Here is an 18,139-nt window from a genome sequence, read left to right as displayed (position 1 = left end):
GAAGCGCGGCTCGATGACAGGCTCCGGACCAGACCCGGACGGTCGAGATTCCGGGTTCGCGCTTCGCGCGCCCCGGAATGACGGCCTTTCTAATCGTGCGCACCGTTAACGCTGCGCCGCTTGCCACGGGCGGCGGCAGGCTCAATACTGCCTCAAAAGACATCGTTGCCGACCGAGCGACGTACCGGATTTTGAGAGGGGAAGGACCATGGAGCGCATCTGGCTCAAGCAATATCCGGCCGGCGTGCCTGCCGATATCGACACCAGCCGATATTCATCGCTGGTCGAGCTGCTCGAAGAGAGCTTCTCGAAATATGCCGACCGCAAGGCCTTCATCTGCATGGACAAGTCGATCAGCTATCGCGACCTCGACGAAATGTCGCTGGCGCTCGGCGCCTACCTGCAGAGCCTCGGACTATCCAGGGGCGCGCGCGTCGCGCTGATGATGCCCAACGTGCTGCAATATCCGGTCGCGACCGCAGCCGTGCTGCGCGCGGGCTTTGCGGTCGTCAACGTCAATCCGCTCTATACCCCGCGCGAGCTCGAGCATCAGCTCAAGGATTCAGGCGCGGAAGCGATCATCGTACTGGAGAATTTCGCGAGCACCGTGCAGCAGGCGCTGCCACAGACCTCCGTCAAGCATGTGATCGTCGGCAGCATGGGCGACCTGCTCGGCTTCAAGGGCGTGATCGTCAATCTGGTGGTGCGGCGCGTGAAAAAGATGGTGCCGGCCTATTCGCTGCCCGGCGCGGTCGCATTCAACGATGCGCTCGCCGCAGGCCGGGCCGCGAAATTCGTAAAGCCGGTGATCGGACCCAATGACGTAGCCTTCCTGCAATATACCGGCGGCACGACCGGCGTCTCCAAGGGCGCCACGCTGCTCCATCGCAACATCCTCGCCAATGTGCTGCAGAATGACGCCTGGCTGCAGCCGGCGCTCACGATCCCGCCGCATGTCGACGCGCTCCTGATCGTCTGCGCACTGCCGCTCTATCACATCTTCGCGCTGACCGCGTGCTATCTGCTCGCGGTGCGCGCCGGCGGCTGCAACCTGCTCATTCCGAACCCGCGCGACATTCCGGGTTTCATCAAGGAATTGATGAAGTACCAGGTCAATTCCTTCCCCGCCGTCAACACGCTCTATAACGGGCTGATGCACCATCCCGACTTCAAGAAGATCGATTTCTCGAAATTGAAGATTTCGAACGGCGGCGGCATGGCGGTGCAGCGGCCCGTCGCCGAGCAATGGAAGCAGATCACGGGCTGCAGCATCGCCGAAGGCTACGGCCTGTCCGAGACCTCGCCGACCTTGACCTGCAACACCGCGACCTCGAGCGAGTTCAACGGCTCGATCGGCCTGCCGGTGTCGTCGACCTGGATCTCGATCCGCGACGACGACGGCAAGGAAGTGCCGCTGGGAGAGCCCGGCGAAATCTGCGCCAAGGGCCCGCAGGTGATGGTCGGCTACTGGAACAGGCCGGACGAGACCGCGAAGGTGATGACCGCCGACGGCTATTTCCGCACCGGCGATATCGGCGTGATGGATGCGAGCGGCTATACCAAGATCGTCGACCGCAAGAAGGACATGATCCTGGTCTCGGGCTTCAACGTCTATCCGAACGAGGTCGAGGAGGTGATCGCGAGCCACCCGGGCGTGCTCGAATGCGCCGTGATCGGCGTTGCCGACGACAAATCGGGCGAGGCGGTGAAGGCCTTCGTCGTCAAGAAGGACCAGAGCGTCACGCCTGAGGACATCATCAAGTTCGCGCGCGAACGGCTCACCGCCTACAAGGTGCCGAAGCTGATCGAGTTCAGGACCGAGTTGCCCAAGACCAATGTCGGCAAGATCCTGCGCCGCCAGCTCCGCGACGAGAAGAAGGCCGCCGCGGCGTAAATCTCTCCCTCCTCATGGTGAGGAGGCGCGTCAGCGCCGTCTCTGGACGATGCTACGCATCGCCGGGAGAACCACGAGGCCCCACCGTGGCCTCATCTTTCGAGACGCGGCCAAGCGACGCCGCTCCTCGGGATGAGGGTCTGCCCAGAGCTCTGCTGACAATGCCAGATAGTGAGTTGCCAACTCCGGCGGGGATCCTCGCGTTCTGGCGCGAGGCCGGCCCGGACCGCTGGTACGAGAAGGACGACGCCTTCGACACCGAAGTCCGTCGCCGCTATCTAGAACTGTGGTACAAGGCCGCCGCCGGCGAATTGGCAGCCTGGGAAGCCAGCGACGAGGGCGCGCTGGCGCTGACCATCGTGCTCGACCAGTTTCCCCGCAACATCTTCCGCGGCGATGCCAGGGCCTTTTCCAGCGACGCCCAAGCGCGCGAGGTCGCCCGCCGCGCCGTCGCCCGCGGCGTTGATGCGCGCAGCGACCCGGTCCTGCGGGAATTTCTCTACCTGCCGTTCATGCATTCGGAGAGCCTGACCGACCAGCTTCGCTGCGTCGAGCTATTCCGAAACTCCCCCAATGCCGACAACCTCCGCTATGCCGAGGAGCACGCCGACATCATCCGCCGCTTCGGCCGCTTCCCGCATCGCAACCGCCTGCTGGGACGCACGACTACCCCCGAAGAAGAGGCCTTTCTGGAGGACGGCGGCTTTTCCGGCTGATGACATAACGGTGAAACGCCGTTGCTGTTTTCGTTAGCCCGAATATTGTACCGGCCGCCCTCCCGGTCTAAGACCCATCCCGCTCATAAATTAAGGAGAATTGACGATGGCGATCCAAGTTGGCGACAAGCTGCCCGAAGCGAAGTTTCGCGTGATGACCGCGGAAGGCCCGCAGGTCAAAACCACCGACGACATCTTCAAGGGCAAGAAAGTGGCGCTGTTTGCCGTTCCGGGCGCCTACACAGGCACCTGCCACAAGATGCACCTGCCGAGCATCTTCCTCAACGCCTATGCCATCAAGAACAAGGGCGTCGACACGATTGCGATCGTGTCCGTCAACGATGCGTTCGTGATGAACGCCTGGAAGCGCGACACCGACCAGCGCGACGAGGCGACCTTCCTCGCCGACGGCAACGCCGACTTCACCAAGGCGATCGGCATGGAGCTCGACGCCTCCGGTAACGGGCTTGGCATCCGCTCCAAGCGCTATTCCATGCTGGTCGAGAACGGCACGGTGAAGAAGCTCAACCTCGAGCCCGCACCCGGGAAGGTCGAAGTCTCCGGCGGCGACACGCTGCTGGGCCAGCTTTGAGATAGTCGTCATTGCGAGCCAACGGGTCCGCGCGAACGCGCGGCCCGATGACAGGCTCCGCGGAAGCAATCCAGAGCGACCAAAAACTGGATTGCTTCGTCCGCTTCGCTCCTCGCAATGACGGCGCGTGGATCGTAGGGTGGGCAAAGGCGCGCAGCGCCGTGCCCACCATTTTCTCGACGACCATCAATGGTGGGCACGCGGAGCCTGTCATCGGGCCGCGCTTCGCGCGGACCCGTTGGCTTTGCCCACCCTACGCGTTCCCGGCTACCCCTTCAACCTCGCCATCGCGACGCCGTCGCGGGCGAGCTGGTCGGCGCGCTCGTTCTCGTCATGGCCGGCATGGCCCCTGACCCAGTGCCACCGCACCTGATGCGGCTTGAGGGCTGCATCGAGGCGCTGCCACAGCTCGGCATTCTTCACCGGCTTCTTGTCGGCAGTGCGCCAGCCATTCTTCTTCCAGCCATGGATCCAGCCGGTGATGCCCTGCCGCACATATTGGCTGTCGGTGTAGAGATCGACCTGACACGGCTTCTTGAGCGCTTCCAGCGCCGAGATCGCCGCCATCAATTCCATGCGGTTGTTGGTGGTGTGGGCCTCGCCGCCCTTCAATTCCTTCTCGACCTCGCCGAATTTGAGGATCGCGCCCCAGCCGCCCGGCCCGGGATTGCCCGAGCAGGCGCCGTCGGTGTGGATGATGACGTTGGGCAATTCGCTCACGTGACCAATCCGTTGGCCATGACGCCGTAGTCGCGCACGCTCGCAACGCTCTGGTGAAAGCGCAGCTTGCGCGCATATTCGAGCGGGTCCTTGGGGCGCACCAGCGCACCGGGCGGCACGTTGAGCCAGTCGACCAGCCGCGTCAAAAGGAAACGCAGCGCCGCGCCGCGCGCCAGCAGCGGCAGCGCCGCCTCCTCGGCCTCCGACAATTTGCGCTCGCGGCCGTAAGCGGAAAGAAACGCGCGCGCCTTGGTGACGTTGAAGGAATGATCGGCCTCGAAGCACCAGGCATTGAGGCAGATCGCCACATCGTAGGCGAGCGTGTCGTTGCAGGCGAAGGTGAAATCGATGATGCCGGACAGCTCGTTGCCGAGGAAGAAGACGTTATCGGGGAAGAGATCGGCGTGGATCACGCCTTGCGGCAGATTCCCGGGCCAGACGCCGCTCTCGAGATAATCGAGCTCACGCGCGATGGTGTCGCGCAAACCCACTTGCACGCTGTCGGCGCGGGCAGCTGCGAGATCGAACAGCGGCCGCCAGCCCTTGACCGATAGCGCGTTCGAGCGCGACATCGCAAAGTCGTGGCCGGCGAGATGCATCTTCGCCAGCGCCGCGCCGACGCCGGCGCAATGGATCGCGTTCGGCTTGCGCGGCCAGATGCCTTCAAGAAAGGTGATGATCGCCGCCGGCCGGCCGCACAGCGAACCGAGCGCCTCGCCGTTGCGGTTCGTCACCGGCTGCGGGCAAGTGATGCCGTGCGTGGCGAGATGCGTCATCAGCGCGAGGAAGAACGGCAGGTCGCCGCGTGCGACCCGCTTCTCGTAGAGCGTCAGGATGAAGGAGCCACGCGCGGTGTGCAGCAGGAAGTTGGAATTCTCCACGCCCTCGGCGATGCCCTTGTACGACAACAGCTCGCCCAGATCGTACAGGGAGAGGAATTCCGCTAATTCGTCGGCGGCAACGTCGGTGTAGACCGCCATGCCGATCTACTCGGCGGCAGCTTCGGGGCGCACCGAACGCGGCAGCGGAAAGAACTCGTTCTCCTCCGCAGCCGAGACCGTCTCCACATGCAACTCGTAGCGCTCGGCGAAGGCGCCCATGATCTCCTCGACGATCACTTCCGGCGCCGAGGCGCCCGCGGTGATGCCGAGGCTCTTGATGCCTTCAAAGCGCTTCCAGTCGATATCGCCGGCGCGCTGCGCCAGCACCGAGATCTTGCAGCCTTCGCGCTCGGCGACCTCGCGCAGCCGCTGCGAATTCGACGAGTTGGGCGCGCCGACCACGATCAGGGCGTCGACCACCGGCGCCACCTTCTTCACAGCGAGCTGGCGGTTGGTGGTGGCGTAGCAGATGTCTTCCTTGTGCGGCCCGTTGATGTTCGGGAAGCGCTCTTTCAGGATCGCGACGATGTCGGCGGTGTCGTCGATCGACAGTGTCGTCTGCGTGACGAAGGCAAGGTTGTCCGGGTCCTTCGGCGTGAAGGTGCGGGCATCCCGATCGGTCTCGATCAGGGTCACCGCGCCCGACGGGAGCTGGCCGAGCGTACCGACCACCTCAGGGTGGTGGGAATGGCCGATCAGCAGGATTTCCCGGCCGCGCTTGAAGTGGATCGCGGCCTCCCGGTGCACCTTGGTGACCAGCGGGCAGGTCGCATCCAGCGAGAAGAAATTGCGGGCCTGGGCCTCGGCAGGAACCGATTTCGGCACGCCGTGGGCCGAAAACACCACCGGTGCGTTGGTATTGTCGGGGATCTCGGACAGTTCCTCGACGAAAATCGCGCCCTTGGTCTTCAGGCTGTCCACGACATAGCGGTTATGGACGATTTCATGGCGGACATAGACCGGGGCGCCATAGATGGCGAGCGCCCGTTCCACGGTGTCGATGGCGCGGACCACCCCGGCGCAGAAGCCCCGTGGTGAACAAAGCACGATCTTGAGGTCCGGTTTGGCGGCCAAGGGGGCTGACATGGAGTGATCTCGGGACCGAATCATCCCTCACCGACGGGCAGGGAACGGTCGTTTCCGGCTACGACTTGGGACTGGTTTCGGCCCCTGTCAAGGCACTTTAGCAAACCATTGCGCCGCAGGGCGGAGAGGGCCTATATAGAGCCAAATTCCCGTCATCGTTGATGACTACCGGCTTCGCCTCCCAACGGGCGGGTGAAGCACAAAGGAGATTTGCCATGAGCAACGCCCCGCTGATGCCCAAGGCGACCGCCGTCTGGCTGCTCGACAATACCGCCCTGACCTTCGACCAGGTCGCCGATTTCACCAAGATGCACCCCCTCGAGATCCGGGCCATCGCCGATGGCGACGCCGCCCAGGGCATCAAGGGTTCGGACCCGATTTCCAGCGGTCAGTTGACCCGCGAGGAGATCGAAAAGGGCGAGAAGGACCCGAACTACCGCCTCAAGCTGGAGGAGAGCAAGGTGGTGCTGCCGCCGGCCGCCAAGCGCAAGGGTCCACGCTACACCCCGGTGTCGCGCCGCCATGAGCGGCCGAGCGCGATCCTCTGGCTGGTGCGCAACCATCCCGAATTGAAAGACGCGCAGATCATGCGCCTGGTCGGCACTACCAAGACCACGATCGCGAGCGTGCGCGACCGCACCCATTGGAACGCCTCGACCTTGACGCCGATGGACCCGGTGACGCTCGGCCTGTGCTCGCAGATCGAGCTCGATTTCGAGGTGCAGCGCGCTGCCAAGGAAAAGCCGGCCGACACGCAGTATGGCGGTGCCACGCTGCTGCCGGCTTCCGAGACCACGCGCAAGGAGCCTGAGTACGAGACCGCGGAGAAGAAGAGCGACGACCTCAACGTCGACGCCGTATTCGCCAAGTTGAAGACCATCGGCGGCAAGAAGGCGGAGGAGGAGTAAGGCTCCAGCGCCTGGACATGACAATCGCGAAAAGCGCGGCGGAGCGACGCGGTCACACACACCGTCTCCGCCCCGCAGCGACGAGTCGCTTGCGAATCAGCCGAGTTCGATATCGTCGCTGACCTCGTGCGTGAGGCTGATGCCGCCGATGGTCAGTACCATTTTTGCCTGCAGCCTCTCGTGGCCTTTCAGGCGGCCGCTGTCGAGCGCCTCACGCACCGCCTTTTCGATCTCTCGCTGCGAGGTGACTCCGACCTTCTTCAGGAATCTGCGAAGGCTGCCATTGAAGACGTCTTCATTCATTGAGGCCTCCCGGGCTTGCAGCTAATCCGGATGATTCAGCATCCAATCGGCGAGGTCGCGCTGCTTGCGGTTGGCGCGTGTGACCGCAAGGTTGCGCTGAGCGTCACGGTCCTTGCGGCAATAGACATAGTCGGGTGAGCCGACCGCGACCTTGCCGCCGGCGCGGCAGTACATGTCGTCGTCCTGCGTGAGGTCCGCCCCCGAGTAAGGCGGCGGCTCGGTGCGCGAAAAGCAGCCGGCGAGCGGCAACGCGGCGAGCAGCACCACGAATGGCAATCGGACGGATTTGACCCGCATCGATGAGTTCCGTTGTCGGACTAGTTCGTCATTGCCGGGCTTGACCCGGCAATCCATCAAAATCATGGCGTTGTTTGCCCAGCAATGGATGCGCGGGTCAAGCCCGCGCATGATGAGCGGAGGGCTGTCACACCCTGCCCTTCAACGCGTCGGTGATCTCGTCCAGCACCTTCGGATCCTCGATCGTGGCCGGCATGGTCCAAGGCTCGCCGTCGGCGATCTTCTTGATGGTGCCGCGCAGGATCTTGCCCGAGCGCGTCTTCGGCAGCCGCGCCACCGTGATCGCGAGCTTGAACGCCGCCACGGGCCCGAGCTTCTCGCGCACCAGCGTCACGATCTCCTGCTCGATATCTGCGGACTTGCGCGCAACCCCGGCCTTCAGCACCAGGAAGCCGCAAGGCACCTCGCCCTTGATCGCATCGTGGATGCCGAGCACCGCGCATTCGGCGACATCCGGATGCGAGGCCAGGATCTCCTCCATGCCGCCGGTGGAGAGGCGGTGGCCCGCCACATTGATGATGTCGTCGGTGCGGCCCATGACGAAGACATAGCCGTCCTCGTCCTTGTAGCCGGCGTCGGAAGTTTTGTAGTAGCCGGGAAACTCGGTGAGATAGGATTCCTTGAAGCGATCGTCCTGCTCCCACAGGGTCGGCAAGCAGCCCGGCGGCATCGGCAGCTTGATGACGATCGAGCCCATGGTGCTGGCCGGCACGGGCTTCGCCGCCTCATCGACCACGTCGACCTGATAGCCCGGCATCGGCACCGTCGGCGAGCCGTGCTTCACCGGCAGTTGGCCCAGCCCCATCGGGTTGCCGGCGATGCACCAGCCCGTCTCGGTCTGCCACCAGTGATCGATCACGGGGATTTTCAACTGCGTCTCCGCCCATTCCACCGTCGGCGGATCGGCGCGCTCGCCGGCCAGGAACAGCGTGCGGAATTTCGACAAATCATATTTGCGGATCAGCTTGCCGTCGGGGTCTTCCTTCTTGATGGCGCGGAACGCGGTCGGCGCGGTGAAGAAGGCGACCGCCTTGTGCTCACTGATGACGCGCCAGAACGCGCCGGCATCGGGCGTGCCGACCGGCTTGCCTTCGTACATGATCGAGGTCGCGCCCTGGAACAGCGGGCCGTAGACGATGTAGCTGTGGCCAACCACCCAGCCGATGTCGGAGCCGCACCACCAGATTTCGCCGGGGCGCACGCCATAGAGGTTGAACATCGACCATTTGACCGCGACCAGATGCCCGCCATTGTCGCGCACGACGCCCTTGGGGACCCCCGTCGTCCCTGACGTGTAGAGGATGTAGAGCGGATCGGTCGCAAGCACCGGCACGCAAGCAGCCGCCTTGCCGGCATCGAGCGCGGCGCGGCGGAGGCTGGCCCAGTCGTGGTCGCGCCCCGCAACCAGATCGCACGCATGCTGCGGCCGTTGCAGGATGATGCAGGTTTCCGGCTTGGCGGCAGCCAGCTTGATTGCCTCGTCAAGCAGCGGCTTGTATTGCACGATGCGTCCCGGCTCGATACCGCAGCTTGCCGAGAAGATCAGTTTCGGCCTCGCATCGTCGATGCGGGTTGCAAGCTCCTTCGCCGCGAAGCCGCCGAACACCACGCTGTGCACCGCGCCGATGCGGGCGCAGGCGAGCATCGCCACCACCGCTTCCGGCACCATCGGCATATAGAGGATGACGCGGTCGCCCTTCTTGACGCCGAAATCCTGCATGATCGCGGCGAGCGCCTGCACCTCTTTCAGAAGCTCGGCATAGGTGAACTTCGTGATCGCGTTGGTCAGTGGCGAATCATGGATCAGCGCCACCTGATTGGCGCGGCCGCCGGCGACATGGCGATCGAGCGCGTTATAGCAGGAGTTGACCACGGCGCCGGCAAACCAGCGGCCATAAACCCCCATCGCGGGATCGAAGACCTTCTTCGCCGGCTCGATCCAGTTGATCTCGCGCGCGGCTTCGGCCCAAAAACCTTCGGGGTCTCGAAGCGATCGCGCGTGGACCTCGTGATACCGGCTCTTTTCCTGAATGTTCATGGCGTCTCTCTCCCGGCCCCTCGGGCATGACGATGCGGGGGCATGGCGTGGTTTGACGCGCATTGTCACGCGCCGACCCGACAATTCAAGCCGGAAAAGTCTGCGCCCTTCGATTAACGCGCCGCCGACTGCAGCGCGTCGAGGCGCTTTTGCAGGGCGAGATGCAGGTCATAGCCGGGCTTGCCGAAGCCGGCATTGCGCGCTGCGACGAAATTGCGTTGCGCCCGGCGCAGGGCATCGGCGGAACGGCGGCTCGCATTGTTGATCAGGCGGCTATAGGTTTCGGCGATCTCGCGATCCAGGGCGCCAAGCTGCGGATCGGCGCAGATCGCCAGCTCGACCGGCAGCCTGGCCGTCTCGCAATCGAACGAGGGGTGCGTATCGGGCGCGTGCATCGGTTGCGGGGGTTCGCTGCCGAAGCGGGCAATTTCGGCCCTCATGGTGCGGCGGCCGTTGGCGGCGTTCTCGTTGCCGGGATCGAGACGGAGTGCCGACTCATAATCAGCCAGCGCCTTGGCGCGCTCGCCCATCTTCTTGTACAGCACGGCGCGGTTGTTGTAGGCGAGCGCAAAATTCGGATCGAGGCGGAGCGCAGAGTCGTAATCGGAGAGCGCGGTGCCGAGCTCGCCCTTGAACTGGTAGGAATCGCCGCGGTTGGTGAAGAAGTTCGCCCGCTGCTCCAGCTTGAGCGCCTGGTCGTAATCGGCAATCGCCTTGTCGTAATCCTTCATCGCCGCATAGGTGAGGCCGCGGTTGTCAAAATATTCCGCTACGTTCGGATCGAGCCGGATCGCGTCGCTATCGTCTGCGAGCGCCTTGTCCAATTGGCCGAGCTTCTTGTAGGCGGCGGCGCGGTTGGTATAGGTGCGCGGCCGGTTCGGATCGAGTCTGAGCGCCTCGCCCGCGTCGTGAACCGCCTTCTCGTTGTCGCCGCCGAGATAATAGGTCACACCACGGTCGGACCAGGCCTGGGCGTCATCGGGCTTCAACTGGATCGCCTGGTCGTAGTCGGCGATGGCGCGATCGATCCGGCGCTGGCTGGTATAGATCACGCCGCGCAGCTCATAGGATTCGGCGTCCTGCGGATCGAGCTTGATCGCGGTGGTCAGATCATCCTCGGCCTCGCCGAGATTGCCGCCGGCCTCGCGCGTCAATTCGCCGCGCAGCCGGTAGGCGGCGGCGTTCTTGCCATTGAGTGAAATGGCGCGATCGAGATCGGCGAGCGCCTCGCTCAGGCCGCCCGAAATCCGCGAACGGGCGTCGGCCCGGACCACCAGCGCCGCGGCGCGGTCGCCGCGCGAAGCCGTCGTGTCGTCGATAATGGGGCTGCAGGCGGCAATGAGCCGCTCCAGAGGAGCGGGGCTGCCGGATACGCAATCAACGCTGGCGCCGGCGGCCGCAGCCGATCCTGCGGCGGCCAGCGCAAGGCCGAAGCCGACCAGGCCGGCCCGCCTCAGAAGGCCGAATGGCGTTAACGAATGCGTGGGATTGGGATTGCCGGACACGGCCTTGCTAACTCCGAAACAACGGTTTTTCCGTTGTCGCGGACGCCCCCCATCCGGTTCATATTTTAGGTTCCGTTGGCCTCCAACAGGCGCTGCAAGCGGTCGTTCATGACCTTCTTCAGGTCGTAGCCCCGCTTGCCGAAATCGGCGTTGCGGCGGGCTATGAAATCGTCCTGCTCGCGCCGCAGTGCCTGCCGCTTGCGCGCGTCTCGCGCTTCGTGCATCGCCCTGACGTTTGCCGCGTTGATCTCGCGGTCGAGATTGGCCAGCGCCGGGTTGGCGCAGATCGCCTTCTCGACCGGGCGGCGCGCGGTCGCACAATTGAAGCTGGGTTTGCCCGCGACTGCCATCAGCGCACCGAGACGCTCCAGCTCCAGCGCGAGTTTCCTGTTATTGTCTTTCGCGGCTGGATGATCCGGATTGAGTTTTAGCGCGGCGGCAAAATCGGCGAGCGCTTTCGGCCGATCGCCCTTCTTCCACCACAGCTCGCCGCGGGCATTGAAGATATCCGCCTGTGTCGGATCGAGCCGCAGTGCCACGTCGTAATCGGCAATGGCGCGGCCGAGCTGGTCCCTGTGGGCGAAGACCGCGCCGCGCGCGATCAGCGCCTTGAAGCGGTCGGGCTTCTCGGTCTTCTCATTGTCGATCAGCGCGCCGCATGCGCCGACGACCTTGTCGTCGTCATTGGCCGTGATGGCCGCCATGCACGGCGCGGGATCGGCGGGCGGGACCGTCGCGGTGTCCGCGCCGGTTGCATGGGCACCACGCGGCGTCAGCGCGAGCAACAACAGCACCAACATGCCCTTCGCGAATGGAGGCTTCATCATCAATCCGCGTCGTCCGCAATGACGTCGCTTCACTGACCCGACTTGCAGGTGATGCCGCCATCGACCACGAGCTCGATGCCGGTGACGTATCTGGATTCGTCGGAAGCAAGAAACAGCGCCGCGTTCGCCACGTCCCAGCCGTCGCCCATGTGGCCCATCGGCACCTGCGCGTCGCGGGCGCGCCACATCGCCTCCACATCGCCCTTGGCGTAGCTCTGCGCGAGCCCGGCCGAATGCTCCACCATCGGCGTCTTCATGAGCCCGGGCAGGATCGCGTTCACCCGCACATGTTTCGGCGCGAACTCGACCGCAGTGGTGCGCGTCATCTGGTTCATCGCGGCCTTGCTCGCATTATAGCTGACATAGGAGATGCCGACGTGGCGGATCGAGGCGATCGAGGAGATGTTGATGATCGAGCCGCCGCCTTGGCCGACCATCACGGGAATGACGTGCTTCATGGTGAGATAGGCGCTCTTCAGGTTGACGGCGAAGACGCGGTCCCATTCGGCTTCCGCCACGTCGACCACGCTGCCGACTTCGGCGATGCCGACATTGTTGTCGAGCACATCGATGCGGCCGCAAGCCTTCAGGCAGGCCGCGACCATGGCTTCGACCTCGGCGGCTTTCGATACATCGGCGGTATGCGCCGTTGCCCTTCCGCCCTCGCTTGCGATGATCTTCACCGTCTCCTCGGCCGCGGCCGGATTGCGATCGACGCAAAACACCTGCGCGCCCTCGCGGGCAAAGGTGACCGCAGTCGCCTTGCCGTTGCCCCAGCCGGGGCCAATCGAGCCGGCGCCCACCACCATCGCCACCTTGCCCTTGAGCCGATCCATTGCCCTGCTCTCCCTCTGCTTGTTCCTGTGAGAATCGCCCTCAGACCGCAACAGCGCGACATCGTCAAGCCGACCGAGCACGACGCGCTGCGACATCGCCCGCCCAAGCGCGAGCATGATGTGGCCTCGTTCTCCGACAGTTCAGCTTCGGCGCGGAAGGCTCACTGGAACGACATGTCCAGACATTTGCTGATGTCCGAGCCGAGCCCCGAGGCGATGGTGATGCAACCCCGCACCTTCTGCTGGGTGGTGTCGGCGGCCCAGATCGCATAGCCGCCGGAGCCGAAGAACGAATTGGTGTTCGGCGGCTCGGTCTCGGTGGCATCGAAGGTGTAGTGGGAGTCGGTGTCGAAGATGCGCGGCTTCTTGGTGCAGCCGCCGTCGGCCTGCACGTTGATGACTTCCTTGTTATCGCGCGTCAGCGCGAGCGTGACCTGGCAGCGGAAATATTCCGAGGTCTTGGTGTTGAAGACATAGGTGTAAGACCTGCAGGTCGCAGTGTTGAGCTTGCCCGCGGCCAAACCGCGGCTGCAGGCGATCCGGTGGCTGTTGGAAAGCTTGAACAATTCGTCCGCGCCTGCTGCAGAAACCAGCGTCACCATGGCAAACGTTGCAAGCAAACAAACTTTCATGACGTGGTTCATTCGAATCATCCCCATAACGGCTTTTGTCGAATTGGTTGTAGACGGTAACAGGAAGATAGTCGCGTCATGTGCGGCGGGAAATCACAAAGTCATCGTTGAAGCGTGAGATGATCCGCGACGCTTCTTGTTGACGACGCGGCAACGTTCGTGATTTGTTCAAGAAATGGGGGCGAAGGGAAGGATGAGCATGATCAGCATTTCAACCAAGACGCTGGTGCTGGCGGCCTCGATCAGCGCCCTGGCGACATTCGCTTTCGCGCAAGCAGCTGGGCCGACACCGTGGGAGCTGAAGCCGGACATGGGCTACGCCTATGACAAGGACGGCAAGACCTTCCAGTACAAAATGGGCACCAACAATGCCGGCCTGTTGCTGAAGGGCGCCAGGAAGGTGCCGAAGGGCACGCTGTTCTTCATCGGTCACAACGGCCAGCTCTATATGCGCAAGGGCCCGTATCTGGATGGCGACGGCTCGTTCATGTTCGGCTCGGAATGAGTCGTGTACCTCACCTTGCTTAGTGCACTCTCTCCCACACCGGAAGAGGGTGCGCTAACTACTTCCAGGCGAACACCGGCTGCTCGAGATCGGCGACGCGGGTGTCGCGTCCCGCCAGCACTTCGCGAAACTGATAGATCATCGCCGCCGTCGGCGCGTGGATCAGCCGCGCCTCCCAGTGAAAGCGGATCACGCGCCGCGCGCTCTCGGGGATGGCGATGAAGTCGAAGGCCGCATCATGCTCGATCGCGCCAAGAGGAATGCGATGGACGGCCGCGACTTCCTGCGGATTCGGTACGATCGCGCCATTGCCGGCCGCCCACACCACGACCGGCGTGATGAGATAGCCGGAGCGCGTCGGATAATCATCAAGCAGGCCGAGCACCGCATCCGCGTTCAGCTCCAGGCCAAGCTCCTCACGCAATTCGCGCAGCGCCGACTGCACTTCTGTCTCGCCGGCATCGCACCGCCCGCCCGGCAGCGCCCATTGCGCCCGATGCGCGCGCAAGCCTGAGGCGCGCCGCGTCAGGAGGAAAGCGGTTTCGTTACCAGCCTCACCGTCGGTCAGCGCGATGGCAACCGCCGCGCGCTTCAGCTCCGTCTTGGCTTGCGTGGCCTCCGTGGCTTGCGACCGTGCAAAGGCGGCGCAGAGCTCTGCGATATTCCGCCGGGTGGTATCGTCGAATGGACGCCTCATCCCGCTTGACTACATCACCTTTGCGCTGGATGGAATGACGGCAGAACGCGAGGGCGAGGTATGCACGATATGGTCGACAAGGCCGCGGCAAGGCTGAAATCCGACGGCTGGAAGCAGGTCGAATCCACGGGCTTCATCCAGCTCATCGGCCCGTTCTGGGAGCGCCTTGTCAACGGCCACTACGAATATGCGCTGCTCGCCGAGGACAAACACCACAACCGCCGCGGCCTGGTGCAGGGCGGCGTGCTGATGACCTTCGCCGACCGCACCTGCGGCATGACCGCACGCTTTGTGACCGGCAAGCCCACCATGGCGACCGCGCAGCTCGACGTGCATTTTGTCGAGGCCGGTCGGATCGGCGAGATGCTGGTGTCGCGGCCGCGCGTGGTGCGCGCGACCCGCAGCCTGATTTTCGTCTCAACCGAGGTAACCGTCGACAAGCGCGTCATCGCCATGGCCAATGGCGTGTTCAAGATCCTGAGGGGCGAGGGTTAGCCTCCGCCGTCATTGCGAGGAGCGAAGTGACGAAGCAATCCAAACTATCTCCGCGGAAACATTTCTGGATTGCTTCGCTTCGCTCGCAATGACGGAGGATAGCCGCTAAGCTCTCGGTCCCACGCGAGGGATATCTCCGATGCACTACCGCAAGCTCGGCCGCAGCGGCCTTAAGGTTTCGCCGATCTGTCTGGGCACCATGATGTTTGGCGGACCGACCGACGAAGCGACGTCGACGCGCATTGTTGCCAGGGCGCGCGAAGCCGGCATCAACTTCATCGACAGCGCCGACGCCTATAACAAGGGCGGCTCCGAGCAGGTGGTCGGCCGCGCCATTTCCAACAACCGGCCGGGCTGGGTGCTCGCGACCAAGCTCGCCAATCCGATGGGCGACGATCCCAATCGCGGCGGCCTGTCGCGGCGCTGGGTGCTTCAAGCCGCGGATGAAAGCCTGAAGCGGCTCGGCACCGATTACATCGACATCTATTATCTGCACAAGGAAGACCACTCGACGCCGCTGGAGGAGACAGTGCGCGCGATGGGCGAATTGATCCGCGCGGGCAAGATCCGCTATTTCGGCGTCTCGAACTACCGCGCCTGGCGCGTCGCCGAAATCTGCAACATCTGCGACCGGCTCGGCATCGATCGCCCTGTGGCGAGCCAACCCTATTACAATGCGATGAACCGCATGCCCGAGGTCGAGCATTTTCCGGCCTGCGCCTATTACGGGCTCGGCGTCGTGCCCTATAGTCCGCTGGCACGCGGGGTGCTCACCGGCAAATACGCGCCCGACGCCGCGCCTGATAAAGACACGCGCGCCGGCCGCAACGACACCCGCATGATGCAGACCGAGTGGCGGCCGGAGTCGCTCAAGCTCGCGCAGGAGATCAAGGCGCATGCAGAGAAGAAGGGCATCACCGCCGGCCAGTTCGCGGTGTCGTGGGTACTCAACGCATCGCTGGTGAGCGCGGTCATCGCCGGTCCCCGCACCGAGGCGCAATGGGACGATTACATCCGCGCGCTCGACTACAAATTCACCGCGGAAGACGAGGCCCTGATCGACCGCCTAGTTGTGTCCGGCCATCCCTCGACCCCCGGCTTCAACGATCCCGCCTATCCAATCGAGGGGCGAAGGGCGCGGACGGGAAATTAGCCGTCAGGCAACGCAAAGAACCCCGCCGTCTCCGGCAGGGTTCTCGTTCGACAAATACTCAGTACATCCGTGAAATATTCATCGCCGGAGCGCGTGCGCTCCAGTTTTCTTCGTTGAACATGATCTCCGCGCAATCGTTCGCGCTTGTCGCAAGGGAAACTGGTTGCCCTTTTTCCGGATCATGCTCTCGAGGATCAGATCAGCGCAAGATTTTCCGCGCTGGTCTTGCCACGCACCTTGTCGGTCTTGAGCTCGAAAGATACTTTCTGACCTTCGCCGAGGCCGGTAAGGCCGGCCCGTTCAACCGCGCTGATGTGAACGAACACGTCGTTTCCACCATCGAGCGGCTGAATGAAGCCAAAACCCTTTTGGCCGTTAAACCACTTCACAACACCGGTAGCCATGTAACTCTCTTCCTGTCTTGATCATGATCTCCGAGCGAACGCTTCGCGTCTGTCGCAAGGCAATAGCGGCGGATCATGCTCTGGCGCAATGCGCCGTATGCCCGCACGACCATCGTGCAGGCTCCCATTCAATCTCAGCGATGTCTCGGGGAAGGAGGCTTAGGCCGCAATCAACAAGGAAACGCGTTCAAAATCGAATAAGCGGCATATATAGTAGTTTTCGGCAATTGCAAGAGCGCAGGCAAGACATCTTCCATCGAGGGTTCTTTGCGGTCATCATGTCGGCAGAGAAAATGATGGTGAGGCATGCATGGTTCACCAGGATCGCTACGGACTACCGCTCTCCACCAGCTCGCCGACCGCCGCCTCGGCTTATCGCGACGGCGTCGACAGAATGCTGTCGGCGTGGCCGGGCGCGGCGGAGGCGTTCGATCGCGCCATCAAGGATGATCCCGAGTTCACGCTCGCCCACATCGCCCGCGCGCGCGTGCATTCGTTCTACCAGCAGGGCGAAGCGGCGCGGAAGGAAGCAGCTCACGCGCGCGATCTGGTCAAGCGCCGCGGCAGCGAGCGCGAGAAGAGCCACGTCGAGACGCTGGCGCTGGCCGCTGAAGGCCGGTTGCCGGCGGCGCTTTCATCCGCACTGAAGCATGTCGAAAGCTGGCCACGCGATGCGGTGGTGCTGTCGCTGCCGCTCGGCGCGTTCGGGCTGTTCGCCTTTTCCGGCATGGCCGACCACGACCGGGCACGGCAGGATCTCTGCGAGCGCTACGTGTCGCATTATGGCGAGGACTGGTGGTTCCTGTCTAACTACGGCTGGTCGATGACCGAGAACGGCCAGGTCAAAAAAGGCCGCGCCATGACCGAGCGCGCCTTCGATCTCAGGCGCAACAACGCCTATGCCGCGCATGCGCTGTTGCATGCGATGTTCGAGGACGGCTCGGTTGCGGACGCCGACGCGCTGGTCACGCAATGGATCGGCACCTATGAGCGGTCCGGCATCCTGCACGGCCACATCCGCTGGCACCAGGCGCTCGGCGCGCTGGAGCGGGACGACGCGGCAAGGGCGCTCTCGATCTACGCGGACGTGCTGCAGCCCTCAGCGACCGCGGCGCCGCCGCTCAACGTCATGTCCGACTGCGCCTCGCTGTTATGGCGGCTCGAAGCCTATGGCCACACTGTCCCGAAGCAGCTTTGGGCCGATGCTGACGCCTACGCGCGAAAATACTTCCCGAAGATGAGCCTGCCCTTCGTCGAGATGCATATGGCGCTGCTCGCGGCCGCAACGGGCAACCAGGCGGCGCTGGAGGAACGGCTGAACGCCGTCGAGCAACGGCTCGCCGAGGGCAAGCTTCCCGCCGGTCCGGTGGTGCCGAAGATCTGCCGCGCGATGAGCGCCTTCGCCGGCAAGGACTACGCGGCTTGCGCGCGTCACCTCGAAGACGTGCTCGGGGAAGTCGTCCGCATCGGCGGCAGCCACGCCCAGCGCGAGATCGTCGAGGACACTTTCATTGTCGCGCTGATCCGCTCGGGCGAGCTCAAGCGGGCGCGCACGCTGCTCGACGCCCGCTTGCACCGCCGCCCGTCGGCGCGCGATAAGCGCTGGCAGAGGGCCGCGGCTTGAGGCAAGATGGCGCGGCAGAAGCGGGA

Annotated in this window: 20 protein-coding genes; 8 read left to right on the top strand and 12 right to left on the bottom strand. The window is 63.8% G+C overall.

What is annotated here, in order from left to right; all coding sequences use genetic code 11:
* The first annotated feature begins 208 nt into the window (after positions 1-208).
* From VKR55_RS03665 to VKR55_RS03655, 3 genes are all read left to right on the top strand, one after another.
* Positions 209-1,894, top strand: a complete 1,686-nt coding sequence (locus tag VKR55_RS03665; protein ID WP_324399756.1) for a long-chain fatty acid--CoA ligase — start codon at positions 209-211, stop codon at positions 1,892-1,894.
* 161 nt (positions 1,895-2,055) lie between these two features.
* Positions 2,056-2,610: a DUF924 family protein gene (locus VKR55_RS03660; RefSeq protein WP_324399754.1), complete on the top strand. Its 555-nt coding sequence runs from the start codon at positions 2,056-2,058 to the stop codon at positions 2,608-2,610.
* A 106-nt stretch (positions 2,611-2,716) separates the two neighbouring features.
* Positions 2,717-3,202, top strand: a complete 486-nt coding sequence (locus VKR55_RS03655; protein WP_324399752.1) for a peroxiredoxin — start codon at positions 2,717-2,719, stop codon at positions 3,200-3,202.
* A gap of 267 nt (positions 3,203-3,469) precedes the next feature.
* Here the strand turns inward: VKR55_RS03655 and rnhA are convergent, their stop codons facing one another.
* From rnhA to ispH, 3 genes are read right to left on the bottom strand one after another with little or no spacing between them, the layout of a single operon-like run.
* Positions 3,470-3,922: a ribonuclease HI gene (gene rnhA / locus VKR55_RS03650; protein WP_324399751.1), complete on the bottom strand. Its 453-nt coding sequence runs from the start codon at positions 3,920-3,922 to the stop codon at positions 3,470-3,472.
* Positions 3,919-4,902 carry a homoserine kinase gene (locus tag VKR55_RS03645; protein ID WP_324399749.1) on the bottom strand — a complete coding sequence of 328 codons (984 nt, stop codon included), beginning with the start codon at positions 4,900-4,902 and terminating at the stop codon, positions 3,919-3,921. Before VKR55_RS03645 ends, rnhA begins: the two co-directional genes overlap by 4 nt.
* Positions 4,903-4,908: 6 nt before the next feature.
* A complete protein-coding gene (gene ispH, locus VKR55_RS03640; RefSeq protein WP_324399933.1) occupies positions 4,909-5,877 on the bottom strand; it encodes a 4-hydroxy-3-methylbut-2-enyl diphosphate reductase in 969 nt (322 codons plus the stop codon).
* A 227-nt stretch (positions 5,878-6,104) separates the two neighbouring features.
* On the opposite strand from ispH, the gene VKR55_RS03635 reads away from it, so the two are divergent.
* Entirely contained in the window at positions 6,105-6,797 is a 693-nt protein-coding gene (locus VKR55_RS03635; protein WP_324399747.1) for a DUF1013 domain-containing protein, read from the top strand.
* A gap of 96 nt (positions 6,798-6,893) precedes the next feature.
* On the opposite strand, the gene VKR55_RS03630 is transcribed toward VKR55_RS03635, so the two are convergent.
* From VKR55_RS03630 to VKR55_RS03600, 7 genes are all read right to left on the bottom strand, one after another.
* Entirely contained in the window at positions 6,894-7,100 is a 207-nt protein-coding gene (locus tag VKR55_RS03630; RefSeq protein WP_324399746.1) for a DUF6494 family protein, read from the bottom strand.
* A 21-nt stretch (positions 7,101-7,121) separates the two neighbouring features.
* The gene (locus VKR55_RS03625; RefSeq protein ID WP_324399743.1) at positions 7,122-7,397 is read right to left on the bottom strand and encodes a hypothetical protein; all 276 of its coding nucleotides are present in this window, start codon (positions 7,395-7,397) and stop codon (positions 7,122-7,124) included.
* Between the two features lie 127 nt (positions 7,398-7,524).
* Entirely contained in the window at positions 7,525-9,435 is a 1,911-nt protein-coding gene (locus tag VKR55_RS03620) for a propionyl-CoA synthetase (RefSeq protein ID WP_324399741.1), read from the bottom strand.
* 113 nt (positions 9,436-9,548) lie between these two features.
* A complete protein-coding gene (locus VKR55_RS03615; protein WP_324399931.1) occupies positions 9,549-10,892 on the bottom strand; it encodes a tetratricopeptide repeat protein in 1,344 nt (447 codons plus the stop codon).
* Positions 10,893-11,005: 113 nt separating this feature from the next.
* Entirely contained in the window at positions 11,006-11,764 is a 759-nt protein-coding gene (locus VKR55_RS03610) for a tetratricopeptide repeat protein (RefSeq protein WP_324399740.1), read from the bottom strand.
* A 32-nt stretch (positions 11,765-11,796) separates the two neighbouring features.
* Positions 11,797-12,603 carry an SDR family NAD(P)-dependent oxidoreductase gene (locus VKR55_RS03605; RefSeq protein WP_324399929.1) on the bottom strand — a complete coding sequence of 269 codons (807 nt, stop codon included), beginning with the start codon at positions 12,601-12,603 and terminating at the stop codon, positions 11,797-11,799.
* Positions 12,604-12,764: 161 nt separating this feature from the next.
* Positions 12,765-13,247, bottom strand: coding sequence for a hypothetical protein (locus VKR55_RS03600; RefSeq protein ID WP_324399738.1), 483 nt, complete (start codon positions 13,245-13,247; stop codon positions 12,765-12,767).
* Positions 13,248-13,434: 187 nt separating this feature from the next.
* Here VKR55_RS03600 and VKR55_RS03595 point away from each other — a divergent pair, with 187 nt between their 5' ends.
* Positions 13,435-13,740, top strand: coding sequence for a hypothetical protein (locus tag VKR55_RS03595; RefSeq protein WP_324399736.1), 306 nt, complete (start codon positions 13,435-13,437; stop codon positions 13,738-13,740).
* A 58-nt stretch (positions 13,741-13,798) separates the two neighbouring features.
* Here VKR55_RS03595 and VKR55_RS03590 read toward each other — a convergent pair whose 3' ends face one another.
* Positions 13,799-14,437, bottom strand: coding sequence for an NUDIX hydrolase (locus VKR55_RS03590; protein WP_324399734.1), 639 nt, complete (start codon positions 14,435-14,437; stop codon positions 13,799-13,801).
* 69 nt (positions 14,438-14,506) lie between these two features.
* Here VKR55_RS03590 and VKR55_RS03585 point away from each other — a divergent pair, with 69 nt between their 5' ends.
* Positions 14,507-14,932 (top strand): PaaI family thioesterase, encoded by a 426-nt coding sequence (locus VKR55_RS03585; RefSeq protein ID WP_324399927.1) that lies wholly within the window; start codon positions 14,507-14,509, stop codon positions 14,930-14,932.
* A 139-nt stretch (positions 14,933-15,071) separates the two neighbouring features.
* Positions 15,072-16,085 carry an aldo/keto reductase gene (locus VKR55_RS03580; RefSeq protein ID WP_324399732.1) on the top strand — a complete coding sequence of 338 codons (1,014 nt, stop codon included), beginning with the start codon at positions 15,072-15,074 and terminating at the stop codon, positions 16,083-16,085.
* 194 nt (positions 16,086-16,279) lie between these two features.
* Here the strand turns inward: VKR55_RS03580 and VKR55_RS03575 are convergent, their stop codons facing one another.
* Positions 16,280-16,489, bottom strand: coding sequence for a cold-shock protein (locus VKR55_RS03575; protein WP_324399730.1), 210 nt, complete (start codon positions 16,487-16,489; stop codon positions 16,280-16,282).
* Between the two features lie 310 nt (positions 16,490-16,799).
* Between VKR55_RS03575 and VKR55_RS03570 the strand changes: the two genes are divergently transcribed.
* The gene (locus VKR55_RS03570; RefSeq protein WP_324399728.1) at positions 16,800-18,113 is read left to right on the top strand and encodes a tetratricopeptide repeat protein; all 1,314 of its coding nucleotides are present in this window, start codon (positions 16,800-16,802) and stop codon (positions 18,111-18,113) included.
* The last annotated feature ends 26 nt before the right edge of the window (positions 18,114-18,139 follow it).

The organism is Bradyrhizobium sp., assembly GCF_035309285.1.
In the GTDB taxonomy this organism is placed as follows: domain Bacteria; phylum Pseudomonadota; class Alphaproteobacteria; order Rhizobiales; family Xanthobacteraceae; genus Bradyrhizobium.
The sequence above is the reverse complement of the archived record's forward strand: the minus strand, read 5'-3'. Positions and strand labels throughout refer to the sequence as shown.